This is a genomic window from Pseudomonas sp. MWU12-2029, from assembly GCF_023242425.1.
Lineage (GTDB): Bacteria > Pseudomonadota > Gammaproteobacteria > Pseudomonadales > Pseudomonadaceae > Aquipseudomonas > Aquipseudomonas kribbensis.
Genome location: NZ_JALJDY010000009.1, coordinates 69106 through 93571 on the forward strand (window position 1 = coordinate 69106; position 24466 = coordinate 93571).

A 24466-nucleotide genomic window follows, 5' to 3' on the forward strand; every position below is an offset into this window, starting at 1 on the left:
AATGCTCATGCCGCAACAGGGATTCAGTCTGGTCGAACTGCTCATGGGACTGGCGATCGGCGCAATTGTTCTGTCACTGGTCAGTCCGGCGCTCGCCACGCTGAAGGAGTCGAACCAGCGGCAACAGGCTGCGGAATCGCTGATCAGCGGAATCCGCAATGCCCGCAGCCAGGCGATCACACGCAATCAGAGCGTAGTGATTCACGGCATCGACGGGGACTGGAGCCGGGGCTGGCGGATCATTCTGGATGTCAGTGGCAAGGGTGCGGAGGACATCAGCAATCCGCTGCTGGTCGAGCACGCCAGTGATGGGCAAATACCCATTGTCGGTAACTGGTTCGTCAGTCGGTACATAAGGTTCAGCAGTCTGGGGCAACCGCTGATGCCCGGGCGGGCGTTTCAGGCAGGGAAACTACACATCTGTTCGACCCGCGAACCGGTCAGCCAGCTTCAACTGGTGCTGGCGGCAACCGGTCGCGTGCGCCTGGTCAGCGAAAAAACTGAACAGGCGCTGTGTCGAAAGGATAAAGCGGTCAGATCGAGCGTACGCGCAGCTCTTTAGGCATCGAGAAGGTGATGTTCTCTTCACGCCCGGCCAACTCGTCGGCACCGGTGGCGCCCCAGGCCTGCAACTGCTGGATCACGCCGCGCACCAGCACTTCCGGTGCGGAGGCACCGGCAGTGATGCCGATGCGCTCGACGCCATCGAACCAGCTCTTTTGCAGGTCTTCGGCACCGTCGATCAGGTACGCCGGCGTGGCCATGCGTTCGGCCAGTTCACGCAGGCGGTTGGAGTTGGAGCTGTTCGGGCTGCCGACCACCAGAACCACGTCGCACTCATCGGCCAGTTGCTTGACCGCGTCCTGGCGGTTTTGCGTGGCGTAGCAGATGTCGTCCTTGCGCGGCCCGCCGATGGCCGGGAAACGCGAGCGCAAAGCATCGATGACCCGGCTGGTGTCATCCATGGACAAGGTGGTCTGGGTGACGAACGCCAGTTTTTCAGGGTTGTGCACCTGCAGTTCGGCGACATCTTTCTCGTCCTCGACGAGGTAGATCGCACCACCGTTGCTGGCGTCGTACTGGCCCATGGTGCCTTCGACTTCCGGGTGACCGGCGTGGCCGATCAGGATGCATTCACGGCCGTCGCGGCTGTACTTGGCGACTTCGATGTGCACCTTGGTCACCAGCGGGCAAGTGGCGTCGAACACTTTCAGGCCACGACCGGCGGCTTCGGTACGCACGGCTTGCGAGACGCCATGGGCACTGAAGATCACGATGACGTCGTCCGGCACCTGATCCAGTTCTTCGACGAAGATCGCGCCACGACTGCGCAGGTCTTCGACGACGAACTTGTTGTGCACCACTTCATGACGCACGTAGATCGGCGGCCCGAAGACTTCCAGGGCGCGGTTGACGATTTCGATCGCCCGGTCCACGCCGGCGCAGAAGCCACGGGGGTTGGCGAGTTTGATTTGCATGCTGTGCCTCGTGTCTTGCGCGCGAAAAATTCAGATCAATGCAGGGGCCGGGCCGGCCCCTGCAGAACAGCGTTTACAGCGCTTTGACGGAGAAGATTTCCACGTCAAAGGTCAGCGTCTTGCCGGCAAGCGGGTGGTTGAAGTCGACGGTCACTTGCGCGTCGTCGAACTCTTTCACCACACCCGGCAGCTCAGTATTGGCCGCATCGTTGAAGATCACCAGCAGACCCGGCGACAGTTCCATGTCCGCAAACTGCGAACGTGGAATGACCTGCACGTTCTGCGGGTTCGGCTGGCCGAATGCGTTTTCCGGTTCGATGGTCAGGGTGCGCTTGTCACCCGCCTTGAAGCCGAACAGCGCCGCTTCGAAACCCGGCAGCAGGTTGCCGTCGCCGACCTTGAAGGTCGCCGGGGCCTTGTCGAAAGTGCTGTCGACCGTGTCGCCGTTCTCCAGGCGCAATGCAAAATGCAAAGTGACTTCCGTGTTCTGGCCGATGCGTTGCTCAGCCAATACCTGTTCAGTCATGAACGGCTTCTCCGGTTTTTTTACTTTTGAACATGTCCAGTGCCAGCATCACCGCGCCAACGGTGATGGCGCTGTCGGCGAAGTTGAACGCCGGGAAGTACCAGCGGTTCTGCCAGTGCACCAGAATGAAGTCGATCACATGGCCCAGGGCAATGCGGTCATACAGATTGCCCAGCGCGCCGCCCAGCACCAGCGCCAGCGCGATGGCCAGCCAGGTTTCGTTGCGACCCAGGCGCTTGAGCCAGACCACCAGCACCGCACTGACCACCACGGCGATCAGGGCGAACAGCCAGCGCTGCCAGCCGGAGCTGTCAGCCAGGAAGCTGAATGCCGCGCCGGTGTTGTAGGCCAGGGTCCAGCTGAAGTAATCGGGAATGATCACGATCTGCTGGTACATCTCGAGCTTGCCTTCGAAGTAGAACTTGCTGGCCTGGTCGATGACCAGGACCAGCAAGCTCAACCAGAGCCAGCTCAGCCGTCCGAAACGGCCAACGGCATTAGGCATAGTGACGAACCTCGCCGGCGCCATCGATGTTGTCCACGCAACGGCCACAGATTTCCGGATGCTCCGGGTTCACGCCGACGTCTTCACGGCAGTGCCAGCAACGGGCGCATTTCGGGAAGGCGGATTTGACGATCTTCAGCTTCAGGCCGCTGACTTCGGTGGCCACAGCTTCGGCCGGAGCCTTCACGAACGGCGCAACGCTGGCGGTCGAGGTGATCAGTACAAAGCGCAGCTCGTTGCTCAGTTTGGCCAGGTCGGCGCTCAGGGCGTCTTCGGCGTACAGCGTCACTTCGGCTTGCAGGTTGCCACCGACGGCCTTGGCCGCGCGCTGGATTTCCATCTCTTTGTTGACCGCGACCTTCACTTCCATGATGCGATCCCAGTACTCGCGACCCAGTTCGAAGCCTTCCGGCAACTCGGTCAGGCCTTCGTACCAGGTGTTGAGCATCACCGATTCGTTGCGCTCGCCCGGCAGGTATTGCCACAGCTCGTCGGCGGTGAAGGCCAGGATCGGTGCGATCCAGCGCACCAGCGCTTCGGAGATGTGGAACAGCGCGGTCTGGCACGAACGACGGGCCTTGCTGTCGGCGCCGGTGGTGTACTGGCGGTCCTTGATGATGTCGAGGTAGAAACCGCCCAGCTCCTGCACGCAGAAGTTGTGGATCTTCGAGTAGACGTTCCAGAAACGGTATTCGCCGTAGTGCTCTTGCAGCTCGCGTTGCAGCAGCAGGGTACGGTCCACGGCCCAGCGATCCAGCGCCAGCATGTCTTCGGCCGGCAGCAGGTCGGTGGCCGGGTTGAAACCGGTCAGGTTGGAAAGCAGGAAGCGCGCGGTGTTACGGATACGACGATAGGCATCCGCGCTGCGCTGCAGGATCTGCTCGGACACGGCCATTTCGCCGGAGTAGTCAGTCGACGCGACCCACAGACGCATGATGTCGGCGCCCAGGGTGTCGTTGACTTTCTGCGGCGCGATCACGTTGCCCAGGGACTTGGACATCTTGCGGCCGGACTCGTCCACGGTGAAACCGTGGGTCAGCAGCTCGCGGTACGGCGCGTGGTTGTCGATGGCGCAACCGGTCAGCAGGGACGAGTGGAACCAGCCACGGTGCTGGTCCGAACCTTCCAGGTACAGGTCGGCACGCGGGCCGGTCTCGTGACCCATCGGGTGCGAACCGCGCAGGACGTGCCAGTGCGTGGTGCCCGAGTCGAACCAGACGTCGAGGGTGTCGCTGATTTTGTCGTACTGCGGCGCTTCATCGCCCAGCAGTTCGGCAGCGTCGAGCTTGAACCAGGCTTCGATGCCTTCGACTTCGACGCGCTTGGCGACTTCTTCCATCAGTTCGACGGTACGTGGGTGCAGTTCGCCGCTTTCCTTGTTCAGGAAGAACGGGATCGGCACGCCCCAGTTACGCTGACGGGAGATGCACCAGTCCGGACGGTTGGCGATCATCGAGTGCAGGCGCGCCTGGCCCCAGGCCGGAACGAACTTGGTGTCTTCAATGGCTTTGAGCGAGCGCTGACGCAGGGTGTCGCCGGATACCGGCTCTTTGTCCATACCGATGAACCACTGCGCGGTGGCGCGGTAGATCAGCGGGGTCTTGTGACGCCAGCAGTGCATGTAGCTGTGTTCGATGACGGTGGTGTGCATCAGCGCACCGACTTCGGTCAGTTTTTCGACGATGGCCGGGTTGGCCTTCCAGATGAACTGGCCGCCAAAGAATTCCAGCGACGGCACGTAAACGCCGTTGCTCTGTACCGGGTTGAGGATGTCGTCGTTGACCATGCCGTACTTCTTGCAGGTCACGAAGTCGTCCACACCGTAGGCCGGGGCGGAGTGAACCACGCCGGTGCCGGCGCCCAGTTCCACGTAGTCGGCCAGGTACACTGGCGACAGACGGTCATAGAACGGGTGACGGAAATTGATCAGCTCCAGCGCCGAACCCGGCGCGGTGGCCAGAACAGTGCCTTCAACGCCGTAACGGGTCAGGCAGGATTCGACCAGCTCTTCGGCCAGAACCAGCAGCTTGTCGCCGATATCGACCAGCGCGTAATTGAATTCCGGGTGAACGTTCAGCGCCTGGTTGGCCGGGATGGTCCACGGGGTGGTGGTCCAGATCACGATGGCAGCAGGTTTGGCCAGCGACGGCAGACCGAACGCGGCAGCCAGTTTGGCTTCGTCAGCGATCGGGAACGCCACGTCGATGGTCGAGGACTTCTTGTTCTCGTACTCGACTTCCGCTTCGGCCAGGGCCGAACCGCAGTCGAAGCACCAGTTCACAGGCTTCAGGCCCTTGAACACGAAACCGCCCTTGACGATTTCGGCGAGGGCGCGGATTTCACCGGCCTCGTTCTTGAAGTCCATGGTCTTGTACGGGTTGGCGAAGTCGCCCAGCACGCCGAGACGGATGAATTCGGTCTTCTGCCCTTCGATCTGCTCGGTGGCGTAGGCACGGCACAGTTCGCGGGTCTTGTCCGCGCCCAGGTTCTTGCCGTGGGTCACTTCAACCTTGTGCTCGATCGGCAGGCCGTGGCAGTCCCAACCTGGAACATACGGCGCGTCGAAGCCCGACAGGGTCTTCGAGCGGATGATCATGTCCTTGAGAATCTTGTTCAGTGCGTGACCGATGTGGATCGTACCGTTGGCGTACGGAGGGCCGTCGTGCAGGACGAACTTCGGACGATCCTTGCCAATCTCGCGCAACTTTCCGTACAGGCCAATACTGTCCCAGCGCTGCAGGATCTGCGGTTCGCGCTGTGGCAGGCCGGCCTTCATTGGGAAGGCGGTGTCCGGAAGGTTTAGCGTGGCTTTATAGTCGGTCATTTAAGGCTCTTCATTAGCGATGGGCGCTAGGTGCGGCTAGTGCACGGGCGGCGGCGACATCCGCGCTGATCGCCGTTTTCAATGCCTCCAGGGAGGCGAAACGCTGCTCTTCACGCAGCTTCTGGTGGAAAACCACCGTCAAACGCCGGTCATACAGATCGCCGGCAAAATCCAAAAGATGTACTTCAAGGTGGGCCTTGCCATCACCTTGCACCGTGGGCCGTACGCCGATATTGGCGACACCGGGCCAAGTCTTGCCGTCGATGTCGACGTCGACCAGGTAAACCCCGGTGAACGGCACGCGACGGCGCTTGAGTTGAATGTTCGCCGTGGGCGTACCCAGCTGGCGGGCCAGTTTCTGGCCATGCAGCACGCGACCGGCAATCCGGTACGGGCGGCCAAGCAAGCGTTCGGCCAGGGCAAAATCGGCGGCGGCCAACGCGTTGCGCACCTGGGTGCTGCTGACACGAATGCCATCCAGCTCGACGGTTTGCGCGGCTTCCACGGTAAAACCGTGAACCTGCCCGGCCTGCAGCAGAAAATCGAAATCGCCGAGGCGGTCGCAACCGAAGCGGAAATCGTCACCGACTTCCAGATGCTGCACACCCAGGCCATCCACCAGAATCGTATCGACGAATTCACTGGCGCTGAGTTTGCTCAAGCGCTGGTTAAAGGCCAGGCACAAGACCCGGTCTACACCTTCGGCGGCCAGCAGTTGCAGCTTGTCGCGCAACCGGGCCAGACGCGCGGGAGCGGTCTCCGGGGCAAAGAATTCCCGTGGCTGCGGCTCGAAAATCACCACGCAGCTGGGTACGCCCAACTCGAGCGCACGCTCACGCAGTCGGGCCAGGATGGCCTGGTGACCACGGTGAACACCGTCAAAGTTGCCAATAGTGGCGACGCAGCCCCGATGCTGGGGGCGCAAGTTGTGAAGGCCTCGAACCAGCTGCATAACGCGCTTCTTGCTCATAAAGTGGCCGATTATAACCACACCCGACGGCCGACGACAGGCAACACCGTAACCCAAAGTGAACGAGCCGACAAAACTGCCGGCCCGCGCACGTCTTTCAAGGGTGAAACCTCAGCTCAACGCCTTGCGGTTGAAGTCACGCAGACGGAAACCGAGCAGCAGCAACATGCCGAAATAAGCGACCACGCCGGCAACCACCAGCACGCCCAGGCGCAGGAAGCGCTCCAGCATGTGGCCTTGATCCCAGGCCGGCATGAAATGCATGCCGATCAACAGCACGGCCGACATCACCGCCACCGCGAGCAACAGCTTCAAACCGAATTTCAGCCAGCCCGGCTGCGGTTGATACATCTGCTGCTTGCGCAGTTGATAGAACAACAGGCCGGCGTTCAGGCACGCACCGGCACTGATTGCCAGTGCAAGACCGGCATGGGCCAGTGGCCCGATCAACACCAGGTTGAACAACTGCGTGACTATCAGGGTGAAGATTGCGATTTTTACCGGTGTACGGATGTTCTGTTGCGCATAAAAGCCTGGGGCCAGCACTTTGATCACGATAATGCCGAGCAGACCAACGGAATAGGCAATCAACGCCCGCTGGGTCATGGCCGCATCAAAGCCGCTGAACTGGCCGTACTGGAACAGCGAAACCGTCAGCGGCTCGGCCAGGATCCCCAGCGCCAGCGCACACGGCAGCACCAACACAAAGCAAAGGCGCAGGCCCCAGTCGAGAATCCGCGAGTACTCGTGACGATCCTTGCTGGCGTAGGTCTTGGCCAGGGTCGGCAGCAGGATCGTGCCCAGCGCCACACCCAGCACGCCGGATGGCAGCTCCATCAATCGGTCGGCGTAGTACATCCACGACACCGAACCCGCCACCAGAAACGAGGCGAAGATGGTGTTGATGATCAGGGAAATCTGACTGACCGAGACACCGATGATCGCCGGCAGCATCTGCTTCATCACTCGCCAGACACCCGTGTCACGCAGGTTCAGACGTGGCAGCACCAGCATGCCGATCTTTTTCAGGTGCGGCAGTTGATAGAGCAACTGCGCCAGGCCACCGACCAGCACGGCCCAGCCGAGCGCCATGACCGGCGGATCGAAGTACGGCGTCAGGAACAGCGCGAACACGATCATGCTGACGTTCAGCAGGGTCGGCACGAACGCCGGCACCGAGAAACGGTTCCAGGTATTGAGAATCGCCCCTGCCAGGGAAGACAGGGAGATCAGCAATATATAGGGGAAGGTCACTCGCAGCAGATCGGAGGTCAGCTGGAATTTTTCCGGCGTATCGGTGAAACCCGGTGCCGTGGCCCAGATTACCCAGGGCGCAGCAATCATGCCCAGCGCAGTGACCAGCGCCAGAACCAGCGTCAGCAGCCCCGTCACATAGGCAATAAAGGTACGGGTCGCCTCCTCGCCTTTCTGACTTTTATATTCGGCAAGAATCGGCACGAATGCCTGTGAAAACGCGCCCTCGGCAAAGATTCGCCGCAAGAGATTGGGCAGTTTGAAGGCGATGAAGAAGGCGTCGGTCGCCATTCCGGCGCCGAATGTGCGCGCAATGAGCGTGTCGCGGACAAACCCGAGAATCCGGGAAAGCATCGTGATAGAGCTGACGGCGGCCAACGATTTGAGCAGATTCATTGAAGGAATTTGTGCCTGTCGATAAACAGCAGGCGAACAATGCGCCTACTTGTGCGATACTCCGCGCCGCAACAGCACAGAGCCAAAGCTCGCGAGTTTACAGGTCAAGCGCCGGAAATAAATATCCCGCCTCTTTATACCTACCACTTAGCGGAACGTCTCAAGCGCCCTTGACAAGACATCTCTTCATCGGCATGATTCGCGGCCTATTTTGTTTGCTATTTCCTAAAAAGTCTTTCGAGGAGCTCGACGGTGGCCAACTCACCTTCCGCCAAAAAACGTGCAAAACAGGCTGAGAAGCGTCGCAGCCACAACGCCAGCCTGCGTTCCATGGTTCGTACCTACATCAAGAATGTAGTTAAAGCCATCGACGCAAAAGACGCTGAAAAAGCTCAAGCTGCATACGTTCTGGCTGTGCCAGTTATCGACCGTATGGCCGATAAAGGCATCATCCACAAGAACAAGGCTGCTCGTCATAAGAGCCGTCTGAATGGCCACGTCAAGGCACTGAAAGAAGCTGCCTAAGCGACGTAGTCATTAAAAAACCGACCTCCGGGTCGGTTTTTTATTGCCTGCAATATGCCGAAAGCAACGCAAAAAAAGAGGAGCCAACCGGCTCCTCTTTTTATTTACACCCAAATCAATGAACTGGCGCCCACGGCAGAATCGGGATCGCTGTCACCGCATTCTGCGGACTGCCCTCGATCAGGCGGTCGCTATAGACCAGATACACCAGGGTATTGCGCTTCTTGTCGAGGAAACGCACCACCTGCATGGTCTTGAACACCAGCGAAGTGCGCTCCTTGAACACCTCTTCGCCATCCTTCAACTCACCCTTGAAGTTGATAGGGCCCACCTGACGGCAAGCAATGGACGCTTCGGCACGATCCTCGGCCAGACCCAAGCCACCCTTCACGCCACCCGTTTTGGCGCGCGACAGATAGCAGGTCACACCCTCGACCTTAGGATCATCGAATGCCTCGACCACGATCCGGTCGTTCGGCCCGACAAATTTGAACACCGTCGACACCTGGCCGATTTCCTCGGCCGAGGCCAGCAATGGCAACGCCATCAACAGACCCAACAATCCTTTTGCCATGCGCATTGCGCTTTTCCTCAGACCAGAATCAGGTTGTCACGGTGAACCAGTTCCGGCTCAGCCATGTAACCCAGCAAACCGACAATCGCATCCGACGACTGACCGATGATTTTTTGTGCCTCCAGCGCGCTGTAGTTGGCCAGGCCACGGGCGATTTCACGACCGTCCGGAGCCACGCAAACCACCATTTCACCGCGACGGAAGCTGCCCTGGACCAGTTTGACGCCGACCGGCAGCAGACTCTTGTGACCTTCCGACAACGCAGAAACCGCGCCGTCATCCAGCACCAGCGTGCCACGGGTCTGCAGATGCCCGGCCAGCCACTGCTTGCGCGCCGCCAGCATGCCGCGCTCAGGCGACAGCAGCGTACCGATGCGTTCGCCCGCCTTCAGACGATCCAGCACCCGCTCCAGACGCCCACCGACAATGATGGTATGCGCCCCGGAACGCGCCGCCAGACGTGCCGCACGCAACTTGGTCTGCATGCCGCCACGACCCAGCGCACCACCAGTGCCACCCGCGACCGCATCAAGGGTCGGATCATCGGCACGCGCTTCGTAAATCAGCTGCGCGTCGGGGTTGTTGCGCGGATCAGCGTCGAACATGCCGTCGCGATCCGTCAGGATCACCAGCAGATCAGCCTCGACCAGGTTGGCCACCAGCGCCGCAAGCGTGTCGTTGTCGCCGAAACGGATCTCGTCAGTAACCACAGTGTCGTTTTCGTTGATCACCGGAATGACTTTCAGCTCGACCAGCGCACGCAAGGTGCTGCGGGCGTTCAGGTAGCGTTTGCGGTCGGACAGGTCGTCGTGAGTCAGGAGAATCTGCGCCGTGTGCCGGCCATGCTCGGCAAAGCTCGATTCCCAGGCCTGCACCAGCCCCATCTGACCGATTGCCGCGGCAGCCTGGAGCTCGTGCATCGCACTGGGTCGTGCGGTCCAGCCCAAACGGCTCATGCCGGCCGCCACCGCCCCGGAGGACACCAGCACCAACTCGACGCCAGCCTCATGCAAAGCCACCATCTGCTCGACCCAGACGCCCATCGCCTTGCGATCAAGACCCTTGCCATCCGCTGTCAGCAAAGCGCTGCCGATCTTCACGACCCAACGCTGCGCACCTGTCACCTTGCTCCGCATCATCTTCAACCTTAGCTTGAGGACAGCGCGACCCAGCGCTGCCCGTGACGTTATTCGTGGTTACTCGTGACCAACAATCGATTTCCAGATACCAAAACGCCGCTCGATTGAGCGGCGCTTAAGTTTACTTCAACGAATCAGTCACGCACGTAAATGATTTCCGGACCGTCTTCGTCATCCACATCTTCTTCATCCCAGTCATCATCACCGATGTCGTGGACCGACTTCACGCCGCTGCGACGCAGGGCACGCTTGTCGTCCAGCGCCTGCAACTGGGCGCGGGCTTCATCTTCGATGCGCTGATCGAGATCGGCCAATTCTTCCTTGTAAGCCGGGTCATTGGCCAGGCGATCGGCACGATCTTCGAGGTAACGCATGATATCGCGCGTCAGACGCTCGGTGCCTTCTTTGGCAATGGCCGAGATCACATAGACCGGACCTTCCCACTGCAGACGCTCAACGATTTCCTTGACGCGTTCTTCGTGCTCTTCCTCAAGGATCTGGTCGCACTTGTTCAGCACCAGCCAGCGATCACGCTCCGCCAGGGACGGGCTGAACTTGATCAGCTCGTTGACGATCACTTCAGCAGCGTCAGGCGCACTGCTTTCGTCCAGCGGCGCCATGTCCACGAGGTGCAGCAGCAGACGGGTACGCGCCAGGTGCTTGAGGAAACGGATACCGAGACCGGCGCCGTCGGAAGCACCTTCGATCAGACCCGGAATGTCGGCGATAACGAAGCTTTTCCAGCGATCGACGCTGACCACACCCAGGTTTGGCACCAGGGTAGTGAACGGGTAATCAGCAACTTTCGGCTTGGCGGCAGAAACGGAACGGATAAAGGTACTTTTACCGGCGTTCGGCAGACCCAGCAGACCGACGTCAGCCAGAACCTTCATTTCCAGTTTCAGGTCACGCTGCTCGCCCGGCTTGCCCGGCGTCGTCTGACGCGGTGCACGGTTGGTACTGGATTTGAAACGGGTGTTACCCAGACCGTGCCAGCCGCCCTGCACCACCATCAGCTTCTGACCGGACTTGGTCAGGTCGCCGATGACTTCCTGGGTTGCAGAGTCAATGATCGTGGTGCCAACCGGCACGCGCAGGACCAGATCTTCACCCTTCTTGCCGGTGCAGTCGGTGCTGCCACCGTTGGAGCCACGCTCGGCATCGAAGTGCCGGGTGTAGCGGTAGTCCACCAGGGTGTTCAGGTTTTCGTCGGCCATCATGAAGATGGAACCGCCGTCACCGCCGTCACCACCGTTCGGACCGCCGTTTTCAATGAATTTTTCCCGACGGAAACTCATGCAGCCATTGCCGCCGTCGCCAGCCTTTACGCGGATCGATACTTCATCAACAAACTTCATAACCAACGCCTCTCGCCGTACGGACGAGCCGAAAAACAATCAAGACATAAGACTCTTGCAAAAATGAGCGCAGCGACCCCAATCCACGACCTGCATCGCACGCCGGCAGCCCATACAAACAGCTTTGCAAGAGACTCACCCCACAAACGAAAAAGCCCCGTCGCAAGACAGGGCTTCTCCAGCACTCTCGCAGTTAGGCTGCGACAACGCTCACGTAACGACGACCGAAGGCGCCTTTTACTTCAAACTTGATCACGCCTTCGATTTTCGCGAAGAGAGTGTGATCTTTACCCATGCCAACGCCGTAGCCAGCGTGGAATTGGGTGCCGCGCTGACGCACGATGATGTTGCCGGCCTTGATGACCTGGCCGCCATACATCTTCACGCCAAGGCGTTTGGCTTCTGAGTCGCGACCGTTACGGGTACTACCACCAGCTTTTTTGTGTGCCATGAGTTCAATTCTCCTAGTGAGGAATTAGGCTGTAATTAAGCCTGAATACCGGTGATTTTGATCTCGGTGAACCACTGGCGGTGGCCCATACGCTTCATGTGGTGCTTACGGCGACGGAACTTGATGATGCGGACTTTATCGTGACGACCTTGGGAGATCACTTCAGCCTTGACGGTTGCGCCAGCAACAACAGGTGCGCCGATGTTCACGTCGTCGCCATTGGCGACCAACAGAACGCGGTCAAAAGTCACGGATTCGCCAGTAGCGACTTCCAGTTTTTCGATCTTCAGGTATTCACCTTCAGCGACCTTGTATTGCTTACCGCCGGTAACGATTACTGCGTACATGGTATTTCTCCGATAATCCTGCTCACCCAGCTCTTTATAAGAAGAGGTATTGGCTGGCATGGCTGCATGGGGCTGGAACGGCCCAAGTGCAATTGCGTAAGGCAGGTGCTGCCCAGGAAGTTCAGGGTGCGCGATTGTACGCAAGCTACAAGAGTCATGCAAGGGGCCGTCCATCGCGCCTTGACAGGCCCGGACGTGGGTCCTAGCATGCCGCGCAACCCTTCTGGAGCACCTGTCGCTGATGCAACCCCAAGCTTTCTACCGCGCGGTGGCGGACGATTTTAGCGCCGTCGACGGCATCATCAAGAAGCAGCTGACTTCCCGAGTGCCGCTGGTATCGAAAATCGGCGATTACATCACGTCGGCCGGCGGTAAACGCCTGCGTCCTTTATTGGTGCTGCTGTGCGGCAAGGCCCTGGGTCGCGAAGGCGACGACTTGCGTCTGCTGGCCGCCACCATCGAATTCCTGCACACCGCCACCCTGTTGCATGACGACGTGGTCGACATGTCCGGCATGCGCCGTGGCCGCTCGACCGCCAACGCCATGTGGGGCAACGCCCCGAGCGTGCTGGTCGGCGACTTCCTGTACTCGCGCTCGTTCGAAATGATGGTCGAACTGGGTTCGATGCCGGTGATGAAGATCCTGTCCCAGGCCACGCGCATCATCGCCGAAGGCGAAGTGCTGCAGCTGTCCAAGGTTCGTGACGCCAGCACCACCGAAGAAACCTACATGGAAGTCATCCGCGGCAAGACCGCGATGCTTTTCGAGGCTTCGACCCACAGCGCCGCAGCGCTGGCCGGTGCGACCGCCGAGCAAAGCGAAGCCCTGCGCACCTTTGGCGATCACCTCGGCGTGGCATTCCAGCTGGTCGACGACCTGCTCGACTACAAGGGCGACGCCGAAACCCTGGGCAAGAACGTCGGTGACGATCTGGCCGAAGGCAAGCCGACCCTGCCGCTGATCTACACCATGCGCGAAGGCACGCCAGAGCAGGCCGCACTGGTACGCCAGGCGATCCAGAAAGGCGGGATCGAAGACCTGGAAAGCATCCGCATTGCCGTGGAAGCGTCCGGCTCGCTGGAGTACACCGCGCAATTGGCTCGCGACTACGTGGCCCGTGCGATCAAGTGCCTCGAAGCGCTGCCTGCCAGCGAATACCGCGATGCACTGGTTGAACTGAGCGAGTTCGCGGTCGCCCGCACGCACTGATCAACATCGCGCCATCAAGAAACCGCAGCCTCCCTTGGAGCCTGCGGTTTTTTGTTGCCTGCCATCCACGGCTAAAACCCTATACAATGTGCGACTTTTAGCGATCCCCTCTCCAAGGAGCCTTAGTGAGCACGTTGCCACCCTGCCCGAAATGCAATTCCGAATACACCTACGAAGACGGCACCCAACTGGTGTGCCCGGAGTGCGCCCACGAGTGGTCTGCCGGCGGCGAAGCCGAAGTGGCGTCCGATGATGCCGTGAAGAAAGATTCGGTCGGCAACGTCCTGCAGGACGGCGACACCATCACCGTGATCAAGGACCTGAAGGTCAAAGGCACCTCGCTGGTGGTCAAGGTCGGCACCAAGGTGAAGAACATCCGTCTGTGCGACGGCGACCACGACATCGACTGCAAGATCGACGGCATCGGCCCGATGAAACTCAAATCCGAGTTCGTCAGAAAAGTCTGAGTCTGCTGTCCTCCATCCCGCGCCCGCCGTGGGATGGAGCTTCTCCCTCCCCCGCTATCCCCAGCAAAACCACGCAGTAGCCAAACGCCAGCCGTTTTGACCTTACGCAATCTTTACCCATAAAAAATCACGAACCGCCAATAGGCGCTTGCTATTTGACGAATAAGAATTATTCTCATTGAAACCCTTTCAATGGAGATGAGAACCATGACTTATTTGATCGACGCCTGGCTGGATCGCCCGCACCCATACCTCAGGATCCTGCATCGGGAAACCGGTGAAGTCTGCGCGGTACTGGAAGAAGAAGCCCTGCATGAATTGCAGGATCAAGGGGATCTGGACGTCAGCGGCCTGAGTTCCAGCGAACCGATGGTGCTCAAGGAGCTGGTGCGCAATCTGTTCCTGTTCTGCTACGCCCGGGCGTTGCGCCCGACCAGTGAGCTGCATCACAAGATCGAAGTATGAGAACGGTGGAGAAACCCTGCACAAGCCACGCTTGTGCAGGGTAACGGGATTACAGAACGTCGAGCAGCTCGACGTCGAACACCAGAACGCTGTGCGGCGGGATGCTGCCAACGCCTTGAGCGCCGTAAGCCAGTTCGCTCGGCACGTACAGACGCCATTTGCTGCCGGCATTCATCAGTTGCAGGGCTTCGGTCCAGCCGGCGATCACGCCGCCAACCGGGAATTCTGCAGGCTGGCCACGCTCGTAGGAGCTGTCGAACACAGTGCCGTCGATCAGTGTGCCGTGGTAGTGAGTACGCACGTTGTCTTCACGGGATGGCTTGGCGCCTTCGCCCTGAGTCAGCACTTCGAATTGCAGACCGGAAGCCAGAGTGGTGATGCCGTCTTTCTTGGCGTTTTCAGCCAGGAACGCACGACCTTCGCCAGCGGCGGCTTCAGCCTTGGCAGCGGCTTCGGCTTGCATGATCTCGCGGATCACTTTGAAGCTGGCGGACAGCTCTTCCTGACCCACGCGGCTTGGCTTGCCGGCGAATGCGTCGGTCAGACCGGCCAGGATGGCGTCCAGGCTGACACCCGGTGGCGGGTTGTCGCGCAACTGGTCACCCAGCTGACGGCCGATGCCGTAGCTGACGCGGGTTTCGTCGGTGGACAGATTTACTTCGGACATGACACTGCTCCGCTGTGCGGACGGCCTCAGGACATGCCGTGCGTGCACAGCGCGTCCCGGCGCGCCCGGAACCAAAAGGGCGAGCAGACTAGCACAGATGTTCCGCCATTGATCAGGCCCTCGGCCCTACAGTGCCGAGCGCCAGGCCAGCGGTACTTTCAGGCTTTCTTCGCTGCTGGCGCCAAGACCGCACATTTCATCGTGCACCGAGGTGTGGACCAGGTTGAACGGCAGCACCGGAAAGTTGTGCAGGACATCCCGGGCATGCTCCACCGAACGCAGCATCAGCATCTTGCCATGGGGGTCGCTCAGCGGGTACGCCGCGCCGTGCATCCGCGCCTCAAGCAGATAGATTCCACCCTCCATGGAGATCAGGTTCAGCTCATCGACCTTCCTGGCGATGGCAAACGCATTCAACTCTTGCAGGTTCATGAACGCACCTCACGCTGTGGCGAGCCGGGACGCCTACAGGGATATGCCTCGGCGCACCAAAGCACAAGCCACAAACGACACCGCCCGTCTGTTTCGCAACAGACGGGCGGTTTTAGTACAGCTTTCGACAACTCATCAGTGCTTGGTGAGCTTGTCCAGGTAACCCATGGCAAACGCCGAGACCACGAAGGTCATGTGGATGATCACGTACCACATCAGATGCTGGGGATCGACGTTCTTGGCGTCCATGAAGATCCGCAGCAGGTGGATCGAGGAAATCGCCACGATCGATGCCGCCACTTTCATCTTCAGCGACGAGGAATCCATGGTGCCCAGCCAGCTGAGCTTCTCTTTGCCTTCGTCGATGTTCAGCTCGGACACGAAGTTCTCGTAGCCGGAAATCATCACCATCACCAGCAAGCCGCCGACCAGCGCCATGTCGATCAGCGACAGCAGCACCAGAATCAGCTCGGACTCGGCCATGGAGAACACGTTGGGAATGACATGAAACACTTCCTGGAAGAATTTCAATGCCAGCGCCAGCAGCCCGAGGGACAGCCCGATGTAGATCGGCGCCAGCAGCCAGCGCGTGGCGTACATTGCATTTTCGATAAAGCGTTCCATTGACTCTCACACAAGGGGGGTTGTAATCGGCGGCGAGTATACCAGCCCCCCATGACAGCCAGAAACCGCCCGAAAATCCGCCACCTGCGTGTGTGTGTCAAAGTTTTTCTGCTAGTGTCCAAACCATTGACAGCCCAGCGACAGTGGACAGGACGACTGGAAATGGATGTGCGATTGCCGTTAATGACTGCCGGAATTTGCCTCGCCTTATCGGTCGGAGGCTGCTCACCCGGTGAAGAAAAAAAACACCCGCTCAGCCTCGAACAGAAGACCGCGCAGTTCGAACAGTCGCTGGACGCCATCACCGACCCGAAACTCAAGGATGCCGTGACCGAACTCGGTGGCTCGCTACTGCTGCTGGAGCGCGCGCAGCAACGTCTCGACAACAAACCGCCCAGAACCGAATACGGCGAAGACGCCCTCGGCGTGCTCAAGCATTACCCGACGCCTCAAGCGCTGGTCGACACCTTCATCAACGGCCTGTTCGTGCTGCACAAGGACGCCAGCTCCGATTACCTCACCGACCTGCAGCCGGTATTTCCTTTCAATCTCAATATCCCCGGCGGGTTTCTGTTCCCCCATGGCGTTGAGTGGCAATCGGTGACCCTGAGCAACAAACGGGTCATCGCCTACCAGCCCGAATGGTCGGAAACCGATCCGGGCATCCAGCTGAGCCCGTCCAGTTCCAACGTCACCAACCCCGATGACCTGACCGTGACCTACCCGTTCATCGAGGGTCTGGACGTCGACAAGAAAACCCGGCCGCGCCCTGTGAGCCTGCAAGGTCAGGTGGAAGTCATCGCCCCGAAACGCCTGCACAGTTTCGATCTGGGCAAAAAGGACGTCGGCCAGACCCGGACCGATGCCAATCTCAGCGTGAAACTGCTGAAGCTGGAAAAGAACTACGCCGAAGTCGAATTCAGCAACAACCTGCCGCTCGCCCCGGAAGTCGCCAACACGCCGCTCAATCCGCTGATCGTCCAGGCCCGCGATACGACCGGGCAATATCTGGTGCGCGCCGGCGCCATCAACGAGAGCCCCGAGCAGGTCGGCTTTTACCAGAAGCAACTGGCGCACCTGCAACAGCAAAAGGCCTGGAGCGAGGACCTCGAGAAACAGCTGAACGACGAGCAGCGCACTTTCGAACAACAGCATACGCGCCGCTACAACAAGGTTTACTTCAACGGGCCGATCGATACCCTTGAAGTCAGCGTGCTGGACTTCTCCGAGGCGACCGTCACCCGCAAGCCACTGGACCTGCCGATCCGCGAATTCGATTCGCACACCACAGCGAAAGCCGTGCAGCCGCTGGATCTGGCGATCACCGTCTACGACGACCAGGCCCCCAACTGGCTCAAGGGTGCGTCATTGACCGAGGACGACCTGAAGAAAAGCATCCATATCCGCCAGTCAGTGGAAGAACCCAGTGCCGCGCGCATCGAGTTCGATCACCGCAAGACCTTCAATGACGAACTGCTGGGTGACGACCTGGCTCCCGGCGAAAGCCCGGTGACGTTCTTCACCGAAAAACACAACGGCAAACTCGACGAGCCGATCGAGCTGCCGGCCGAGGCGTATCAGGTGGATCCGCTGCAAGCGACCATCACTTATGACTTGAACCTGTTTCCGGAAACACCGGCAGTGGCCGTCGGTTCGATGCCCCTGTTCCTCGCCACCGTGGCGAAACAATCCTACGAAGCCAAGGCATTGCCCAAAGGTCTGGAAATCAGGAACAACGAACTGGTGGTGGACCTGAAACTGTTTCCGGCCAGCGAATGGCGATTCTTCGTCAAGGACGACAGCGGCAACTACCTGAAGCAGATCCTTTCGGTCAGCCACGACGCGGGCGCAGAAGGCCCGGCGTTGTTCGGCGTGCACTATTTCTACGGCCGCCCGACGCAGGTGGAAACCTATCAGCGAACCGACCTCGCCACCATACAGTACGGCTTTGAGGTCAAGCTCGAGAAGGCGCAGACCCAGGGCGCTGCGCCTTGATCGGTACTAATGATCGAAAACGCCGAGATTGCGTCCGCGCCCGCCGTTGATCTGCCGCAACTGGGCTTGCAGGTGCAAGGACCAGATCTGCGGATCATTGGCCAGTTCGTAGCCGTGCATCGTCAGGCTTTCGACGATGGTATCGAGGATCGATTCGGCGGCGACCGGCCCGTGGAACGGGCCCTGGGCCTTGATGGCGGAAGGTTGTTCACCGGCCATGCCGGCGGCGAAGAGTAAAGTCCACATGCCGGTATCGCCGGCCAACGGCTTGATGGCGCATTCGATTCGGGTCACGAGACCCAGGCACTGACGGGTGAGGCAGAGGTTGCGCGACATGGCGGCGACCCTCGGTAAAGCCGGTGTTCAGCCCTTGCTGAAGGACTGTTTCGATCCCGTGATACTGTCGATGTCCTTGAGCTGAGAATAGAAGAAAAGTCCGCCGCGCCAACCGCGCAGAACCAGAAGGCGCCGAATGGTCATTGTGTGAATATTGACGCCAGAGTGATGGCACATTTGCCGACGTTCGCGACAAAACAAAATGGGAGCACAAGGCTCCCATTTTTCTGACTGCAGCCTGGCTTACGCCGGTTTGGCCTCGGCCAGTGCCTCCTGTGCCAGTTCCTTCTCGGCTTCCTTCAGATCTTCTTCGCTGATCATCTCGGCAATCACCCGCAGACGCTCCACCACTCGCGCGTTGACGCTGCCTTCCGGGAACTCGCCCTCCTCGTTCGGCTCACCGGCAGGCTCGCCCACCAGCAGGCTCAGCGCTTCATCCGCCTGACGCACCGCGTAAACGTGGAACTGCCCGGCACGCACCGCCGCCAGCACTTTCTCGTCGAGCATCAGCGTGGCGACGTTGGCGTGCGGAATGATTGCGCCTTGCTCGCCGGTCAGCCCGCGCGCTTCGCAGAGGCGGAAGAAGCCTTCGATCTTCTCGTTGACCCCACCCACCGCCTGCACTTCGCCGAACTGGTTGATCGAACCGGTGATCGCAAAGCACTGCTTGAGCGGGGTTTTCGACAAGGCCGAAATCAGCGTGCAGGCCTCGCCCAGCGACGCGCTGTCGCCATCAACGTAACCGTAGGATTGCTCCAGGGCGATGCTCGCGGAGATCGCCAGCGGGAATTCCTGAGCGTAACGGCTGCCCAGATACCCGGTGAGAATCATCACGCCCTTGGAGTGAATCGGCTGGCCGAGGTTGACCTCGCGCTCGATGTCGACGATACCGCTGCCACCCGGGTACACCGTGGCGGAAATCCGCGCCGGCACACCGAACGCCGAGTCGCCGACTTCCAGCACCGTCAGGCCGTTGCACTTGCCGACCGCAGCGCCGTCGGTGTCGATCAGGATGATCCCCGCCAGCATGTCGTCGAGAATCCGCGCCGACACACGGCCGGTACGGGTGGCTTTGGCCTTCAGGGCACGTTCGATGTGGCCGGCGTCGGTCATTTCATCGTTGGCCAGGTGACGGATGAAATCCGCTTCGCTGACCAGTTGGAACAGATCACCGATCCGCGCCGACAAGCGCCCCTGATGCTCGGCCAGACGTGCGCTGTAAGTCGCCAGACGCGCCACCGCATCGGCGGTCAACGGCGCCATGCCTTCTTCCGAAGTGCGGGTTTTCAGCAACTGGGCGAACTGCTCCAAGCTTTCGTCGACCATCGGGATGTCTTCGTCGAAATCCACCAGGACACGGAACATCTCTTGGAAGTCCGGATCGAGGTCCTGCAGCGTGTAATACAGCTGACGCGCACCGATGATGATGACTTTGACATTCAACGGAATGAACTGCGGGTTGAGCGTCACGGTCGCGAAACGGCCCATCTCGCCCAGTGGCGATTCCATTTTCAGCTTGCGCGATTGCAGGGCGCGCTTGAGCGCATCCCACACAAAGGGCTCGCCGAGCATCTTTTCCGCTTCGAGGATCAGGAAACCACCGTTGGCGCGGTGCAGCGCACCCGGACGCAACTGGCGATAGGTGGTGTAGAGCGCGCCCTGATCGGTGGTGTATTCGATGCGACCGAACAGGTTTTCATAGGTCGGATGCGGTTCGAACACCACCGGCGCACCGCCGCTGGCCGGATGACCGACCACCAGGCTCGGCGCGTATTGTTCTTCCAGCAGCTTGCGTGCAACGGCGTCGGTCTTGCTGTCGTCGACCAGTTGCTCGACCACGGTTTTCAGCAGATAAACCTGCACCGCTTGCAGGTAACCGCAGACCGCGGCGTTCTCCGCGTACTTCTCCGACAGCGGTGCGAGCAAAGGCTGCAACGCCAGAGTAATGGTTTCTTCGTTGAGCTGACGCAACTGGTTGCTCGACTCGCGCTTCCACTGCGGCAGGCTGGCGAGTTCTTCGTTCAGGCGTTCTTCGAGGCCGGAAATGTCCTCGTGGAAACGTTCGCGCTCGGACTCCGGCAACTGGGCGAATTCGGCTTCGTCCAGCGCCTTGCCTTCGAGCATCGGGGTGAACGCGATGTTGCTGCTGTCGCGGTACAGGGCGACGTCTTTTTCCAGGGCCAGACGCTCGATGACGTCCAGTGCCTTGTCATAGCGCTGGTTGAAGGCGCGGTCGATGGCGCTCTTCTTTTGCTGGTAGGACGGGTGTTCGAACACCGCGGGAAAAGTCGACAGCAGGTTGTCGATCAAGCCATTGATATCGCCGATGAACGCCGCGGCGCTGCCCGATGGCAGTTCCAGGGCGCGCGGCTCGCGCGGCTCGTCGAAATTGTTGACGTAGACCCAGTCCGCCGGGGTCTGCAGGCGCTTGCCTTCGGCCTTCAGGTAGCGTTTGACGAACGAGAAACGGCCGGTGCCGGGCTCGCCCATGACGAATACGTTGTAACCGGGGCGTGGCATGGCCACACCGAACTGCAAGGCTTCGACCGCACGTTCCTGGCCAAGCACACCGCGAAAGGGCTCCAGATCATTGGTGGTAGTGAAGCTGAACTGTTCAGCGGAAAACGGACGGGTCAGCGCTTCGGGCGCTAAACGCAAGCTGGCAGCAACAGGATCAGGCATCGGGCTTCCTTAACAATCAGGCGGGGCAGATAGCGGCATTCTGGCGCTGCCCGTGCCCCACTGGCAAGGCGCGCCATACGACAAAGCATAGACAACCGGCCAACCCCGCGGCCGGCCCCGCAAAACCGGGCTGGATCACGAATATGCTGCAAAAAATCACGGAACCACGGGAACCTGCCTAAACTCCAAACTGCGCGGCTGGAACTAATACCGGCCCACTGGCGCCAGAAGGTCTGTACGAAAACTCGCCAAGTGGCGTTTTGATGTAGAGAGCGGGGCCAGAACCCTGTCCATTGGTACGCACATAAAAGAGAACAAAGCTATGAAACGGATTCTTCTCGGTACTCTCTTCACCGCTGTATCCATCAACGCCATGGCTCAGGCGCCGGGCGGTCCGGATTGCGGCTGGGGCAACATGCTGTTCGAAGGTCAGCGTGGCACCCCGGCTCACTTCCTGGCATCCACCACAAACGGCACCTCGGGCAACGCCACATTCGGCATGACGTCCGGCACCAACGGTTGCTCCACCAACGCCTCGCTGACCTACGGCGGCAAATCCTGGTTTGCCATGAATGGCATGATGAACGAGCTGTCCGAAGACATGGCAAAAGGCAACGGCGAAGCGCTGACGACCTATGCCGTGGTACTGGGCGTGGCGCCGGAAGACCGTGCGCACTTCGCCGCCGTCACTCACGAGCACTTCCAGCAGATCTTCAGCAAGGCTGACGTGACCGCCGAAGACGTGCATACCAACACCCTGGCCGTGCTGAAAGCAGACCCTCGTCTGGCCAAGTACGCGACTCAGGCTTAAGCTCGACCCCACCCGCTTCTTTCGGGAAGCGGGTTTTGTTTTTTCGGCCCGCCCTCCTTGGGTCTTTTGTTTCTTTCGACTTAAGTTGCCACCTATGCTCAAACGCCTTGCCTGGCTGGCGCTGTGTGTCTGCGCCCCGCTGTCCGCCGCGCCCCACATCGACCCTCAACGTTTGCAGCAACTGGCCAACGATCGCTTCTGGATTTCCCTCGGCCATTACGAAACCGCCAAGCTCGGCGGCTGGCGCAGCTACGTCAGCGACAAAAAATTCTTCCTCGCCCCCGACGGCAACGAGCATCCCGACCACGAACTGGCCGCCACCGTCCAGGCGCTGTACGCTCCGGCCAGTCTCGGCGAGCAACACGCCCAATGCGTCTACCCGGCGCGCACGCGCTGGCTGAAAGATCAGCTCAAGCTGTCCGGCCTGCCGACGCCGGACTGCGCCGAATTCAAGAAATGGTTCAAGGACGTCTCGCCCCACAGTGCGGTGATGATTTTCCCGGCGGCCTATCTCAACAGCCCGTCGTCGATGTTCGGCCACACGCTGCTGCGCATTGATCAGGCCGACGTGCAGAGCGACAAGACTTCGCTGCTCAGTTACGCGATCAATTTCGGCGCCTACATCGAAGGTTCGGACAACAGCATCCTGTATGCCTGGAAAGGCCTGATGGGCGGCTATCCGGGACTGTTCGCGCTGGTGCCGTATCAGGAAAAACTCTCTGAATACCGCAGCCTGGAAAACCGCGATTTGTGGGAATACCGGCTCAACCTGACACAAGCCGAAACCGCGCGCATGGTCGAGCATGTGTGGGAGCTCAAGCAGATTCAGTTCGACTATTTCTTCTTTGACGAAAACTGCTCCTATCGCCTGCTCGAACTGTTGCAGGTCGCCCGGCCAAGTCTGCGCCTGACCGAACAATTCCCGCTGACCGCGATTCCCACCGACACCGTGAAAGCGGTGAAAGAAGCAGGACTGGTCGAGCACATCGAATACCGCCCGTCCCGCGAGCGTGAATTGCTCAGCCGCGCCGAGCCTCTGACAAGCGAAGAGCAGGACTGGGTGCTGAAAGTCAGCGCCGACCAGCAGCGATTGCAGGACCCGGCCTTCAAGGCCCTGCCCCGTGACCGGCAAGCGCTCATCGTCGACGCGGCGTATCGGCTGGAACGCTACCGCGCCAACGGCCAGGAACGTGATCCGCAACGGGCCCAGCGCAGTTTTGAACTGCTGCGGGCGATCAACAAGAACCCGGCGCCGGAGCTGCAAATCCCGCAGCCGGGGCTGCCCGAGGACGGGCACGAATCACGCACCTGGCAGGCCGGTATCGGTACTCGCGGAGATCGTGCGTTCGGCGAATACGGTCTGCGCATGGCCTATCACGACCTCAACGACAACGCCGAGAGTTTCCCCCTCGGCGCGCAGATCGAAATCCTGCAGATGAAGCTGCGCCAGTACGAAGGCAATCACTGGCAGTTCCAACAGCTGGATCTGGCGACCATCCGCTCACTGACACCGCGCAATGCGCTCCTGCAGCCGTTGTCGTGGCAAGTCACCGGAGGTCTGGAGCGGGTGCCGGGCAAGCATGACGACGAGACGCTGGTCAGCCATGTCAACGGTGGCGGCGGTGGAACCTGGGCCCTGGGTGACGATGTACTGGGATTTGCCCTCGGCACCGTGCGCGTTGAGCACAACAATGATTTCGCCGAATTCGTTTCCCCCGCAGGCGGTTTCAATACCGGCGTGCTGTGGAAAAACCCGTTGGGCAATCTCAGTGTGGAGGCCAAGGGCGATTACTTCTTCAACGGCGAAGTGCGCCGCAGCCTGAGTCTGAATCAACAGTGGGAGTTGTCCCGCAACCTGGGCCTGCGCCTGAGTGCCCAGCGTGAATTCAGCCATCTGGCAACACCCGAGACCGAGGTGATGCTGGAAGTGAAGTGGTATCACTACTGAGGTTTTGATCTTCCTTTCACACCCCGTCGACGAATCCGCTTCTAGACTTTCCCTGTCAGCCGGAGAACGGCGCGGGAGAGTCAGATGTGGCGGTGTGCGGGGTTTGTGGGTGTATTGCTGTTGCTGGGTGGCTGTCAAAGCACCCACGAAGATCTGATCGCCAAGGGTTATCCGCCGGCGTTCGCCGACGGTTTCGATGACGGTTGCGTCAGCGGTCGTCAGGCGGCGGGTTCGATCAGCGGCGAGTTTCGCAAGAACGTGCCGCGCTATCTCAAGGACCCGCAATACGCCGAGGGCTGGAGCGACGGTTTCCGCCAGTGTCAGGCGATGCTGGAAAACAAGGATCGCGAGGAGTATCGCAACGAACACTGGGACGAACGCGAGCGGGCCTGGCAGCAACAGAAAGATCAGGGCGCCGCGCGGGCTTATCGTTCGCAGTAGGTCGTTTCCAGACATCCGGCGAAACCTTTAGCCTGCGACCA

General features: G+C 60.0%; 25 protein-coding genes. 9 read left to right on the top strand and 16 right to left on the bottom strand.

Going from position 1 to position 24466, the window contains the following annotated elements; genetic code table 11:
- Positions 1-7 precede the first annotated feature (7 nt).
- Entirely contained in the window at positions 8-562 is a 555-nt protein-coding gene (locus M5B44_RS21670; RefSeq protein WP_248740449.1) for a GspH/FimT family protein, read from the top strand.
- On the opposite strand, the gene ispH is transcribed toward M5B44_RS21670, so the two are convergent.
- The 6 genes from ispH to murJ form a co-directional block, all read right to left on the bottom strand.
- The gene (ispH, locus tag M5B44_RS21675) at positions 534-1478 is read right to left on the bottom strand and encodes a 4-hydroxy-3-methylbut-2-enyl diphosphate reductase (protein ID WP_025108788.1); all 945 of its coding nucleotides are present in this window, start codon (positions 1476-1478) and stop codon (positions 534-536) included. The genes M5B44_RS21670 and ispH overlap by 29 nt on opposite strands.
- Before the next feature lie 73 nt (positions 1479-1551).
- Positions 1552-1989, bottom strand: coding sequence for an FKBP-type peptidyl-prolyl cis-trans isomerase (gene fkpB, locus M5B44_RS21680; RefSeq protein ID WP_170931652.1), 438 nt, complete (start codon positions 1987-1989; stop codon positions 1552-1554).
- A gap of 7 nt (positions 1990-1996) precedes the next feature.
- Complete coding sequence (gene lspA, locus M5B44_RS21685; RefSeq protein ID WP_085712189.1) at positions 1997-2509, bottom strand: signal peptidase II; 513 nt, start codon at positions 2507-2509, stop codon at positions 1997-1999.
- Positions 2502-5333, bottom strand: a complete 2832-nt coding sequence (gene ileS / locus M5B44_RS21690; protein WP_248740450.1) for an isoleucine--tRNA ligase — start codon at positions 5331-5333, stop codon at positions 2502-2504. The genes lspA and ileS overlap by 8 nt, the downstream gene beginning before the upstream one ends.
- Before the next feature lie 13 nt (positions 5334-5346).
- On the bottom strand, positions 5347-6285 hold the full coding sequence (gene ribF / locus M5B44_RS21695; RefSeq protein WP_007959537.1) for a bifunctional riboflavin kinase/FAD synthetase: 939 nt from the start codon (positions 6283-6285) through the stop codon (positions 5347-5349).
- Positions 6286-6414: 129 nt separating this feature from the next.
- Positions 6415-7953 (bottom strand): murein biosynthesis integral membrane protein MurJ, encoded by a 1539-nt coding sequence (gene murJ / locus M5B44_RS21700; RefSeq protein WP_248740451.1) that lies wholly within the window; start codon positions 7951-7953, stop codon positions 6415-6417.
- Positions 7954-8205: 252 nt separating this feature from the next.
- On the opposite strand from murJ, the gene rpsT reads away from it, so the two are divergent.
- The gene (rpsT, locus tag M5B44_RS21705; protein ID WP_003228351.1) at positions 8206-8478 is read left to right on the top strand and encodes a 30S ribosomal protein S20; all 273 of its coding nucleotides are present in this window, start codon (positions 8206-8208) and stop codon (positions 8476-8478) included.
- 115 nt (positions 8479-8593) lie between these two features.
- Here the strand turns inward: rpsT and M5B44_RS21710 are convergent, their stop codons facing one another.
- The 5 genes from M5B44_RS21710 to rplU form a co-directional block, all read right to left on the bottom strand.
- Positions 8594-9058 carry a CreA family protein gene (locus M5B44_RS21710; RefSeq protein ID WP_085712193.1) on the bottom strand — a complete coding sequence of 155 codons (465 nt, stop codon included), beginning with the start codon at positions 9056-9058 and terminating at the stop codon, positions 8594-8596.
- A gap of 11 nt (positions 9059-9069) precedes the next feature.
- Positions 9070-10188, bottom strand: coding sequence for a glutamate 5-kinase (proB, locus tag M5B44_RS21715; protein WP_085712194.1), 1119 nt, complete (start codon positions 10186-10188; stop codon positions 9070-9072).
- A gap of 137 nt (positions 10189-10325) precedes the next feature.
- Positions 10326-11549: an Obg family GTPase CgtA gene (gene cgtA, locus M5B44_RS21720; protein WP_085712195.1), complete on the bottom strand. Its 1224-nt coding sequence runs from the start codon at positions 11547-11549 to the stop codon at positions 10326-10328.
- 193 nt (positions 11550-11742) lie between these two features.
- On the bottom strand, positions 11743-12000 hold the full coding sequence (rpmA, locus tag M5B44_RS21725) for a 50S ribosomal protein L27 (RefSeq protein WP_003228360.1): 258 nt from the start codon (positions 11998-12000) through the stop codon (positions 11743-11745).
- 35 nt (positions 12001-12035) lie between these two features.
- Positions 12036-12347: a 50S ribosomal protein L21 gene (rplU, locus tag M5B44_RS21730; RefSeq protein WP_003228361.1), complete on the bottom strand. Its 312-nt coding sequence runs from the start codon at positions 12345-12347 to the stop codon at positions 12036-12038.
- A gap of 241 nt (positions 12348-12588) precedes the next feature.
- Here rplU and M5B44_RS21735 point away from each other — a divergent pair, with 241 nt between their 5' ends.
- From M5B44_RS21735 to M5B44_RS21745, 3 genes are all read left to right on the top strand, one after another.
- Positions 12589-13557, top strand: coding sequence for a polyprenyl synthetase family protein (locus M5B44_RS21735; RefSeq protein ID WP_085712196.1), 969 nt, complete (start codon positions 12589-12591; stop codon positions 13555-13557).
- Positions 13558-13682: 125 nt separating this feature from the next.
- Positions 13683-14024, top strand: a complete 342-nt coding sequence (locus tag M5B44_RS21740; RefSeq protein WP_007950963.1) for a zinc ribbon domain-containing protein YjdM — start codon at positions 13683-13685, stop codon at positions 14022-14024.
- 207 nt (positions 14025-14231) lie between these two features.
- On the top strand, positions 14232-14489 hold the full coding sequence (locus M5B44_RS21745; protein WP_085712197.1) for a hypothetical protein: 258 nt from the start codon (positions 14232-14234) through the stop codon (positions 14487-14489).
- Between the two features lie 49 nt (positions 14490-14538).
- On the opposite strand, the gene M5B44_RS21750 is transcribed toward M5B44_RS21745, so the two are convergent.
- From M5B44_RS21750 to M5B44_RS21760, 3 genes are all read right to left on the bottom strand, one after another.
- Positions 14539-15156: an FKBP-type peptidyl-prolyl cis-trans isomerase gene (locus M5B44_RS21750; RefSeq protein ID WP_085712198.1), complete on the bottom strand. Its 618-nt coding sequence runs from the start codon at positions 15154-15156 to the stop codon at positions 14539-14541.
- A gap of 126 nt (positions 15157-15282) precedes the next feature.
- The gene (locus M5B44_RS21755) at positions 15283-15588 is read right to left on the bottom strand and encodes a DUF6482 family protein (RefSeq protein WP_248740452.1); all 306 of its coding nucleotides are present in this window, start codon (positions 15586-15588) and stop codon (positions 15283-15285) included.
- Positions 15589-15723: 135 nt separating this feature from the next.
- On the bottom strand, positions 15724-16212 hold the full coding sequence (locus M5B44_RS21760; RefSeq protein WP_065257512.1) for a TIGR00645 family protein: 489 nt from the start codon (positions 16210-16212) through the stop codon (positions 15724-15726).
- A 162-nt stretch (positions 16213-16374) separates the two neighbouring features.
- On the opposite strand from M5B44_RS21760, the gene M5B44_RS21765 reads away from it, so the two are divergent.
- Entirely contained in the window at positions 16375-18207 is a 1833-nt protein-coding gene (locus M5B44_RS21765) for a hypothetical protein (RefSeq protein WP_248740453.1), read from the top strand.
- Between the two features lie 6 nt (positions 18208-18213).
- Here the strand turns inward: M5B44_RS21765 and M5B44_RS21770 are convergent, their stop codons facing one another.
- Together M5B44_RS21770 and M5B44_RS21775 are read right to left on the bottom strand one after the other, a co-directional pair.
- A complete protein-coding gene (locus M5B44_RS21770; protein WP_085712201.1) occupies positions 18214-18543 on the bottom strand; it encodes a hypothetical protein in 330 nt (109 codons plus the stop codon).
- A gap of 243 nt (positions 18544-18786) precedes the next feature.
- On the bottom strand, positions 18787-21225 hold the full coding sequence (locus M5B44_RS21775; protein WP_119430135.1) for a Lon protease family protein: 2439 nt from the start codon (positions 21223-21225) through the stop codon (positions 18787-18789).
- 322 nt (positions 21226-21547) lie between these two features.
- On the opposite strand from M5B44_RS21775, the gene M5B44_RS21780 reads away from it, so the two are divergent.
- From M5B44_RS21780 to M5B44_RS21790, 3 genes are all read left to right on the top strand, one after another.
- The gene (locus tag M5B44_RS21780) at positions 21548-22036 is read left to right on the top strand and encodes a DUF3015 domain-containing protein (RefSeq protein ID WP_007950971.1); all 489 of its coding nucleotides are present in this window, start codon (positions 21548-21550) and stop codon (positions 22034-22036) included.
- 94 nt (positions 22037-22130) lie between these two features.
- The gene (locus tag M5B44_RS21785) at positions 22131-23984 is read left to right on the top strand and encodes a DUF4105 domain-containing protein (RefSeq protein ID WP_248740454.1); all 1854 of its coding nucleotides are present in this window, start codon (positions 22131-22133) and stop codon (positions 23982-23984) included.
- An 84-nt stretch (positions 23985-24068) separates the two neighbouring features.
- On the top strand, positions 24069-24425 hold the full coding sequence (locus M5B44_RS21790; protein WP_248740455.1) for a hypothetical protein: 357 nt from the start codon (positions 24069-24071) through the stop codon (positions 24423-24425).
- Positions 24426-24466: the final 41 nt, after the last annotated feature.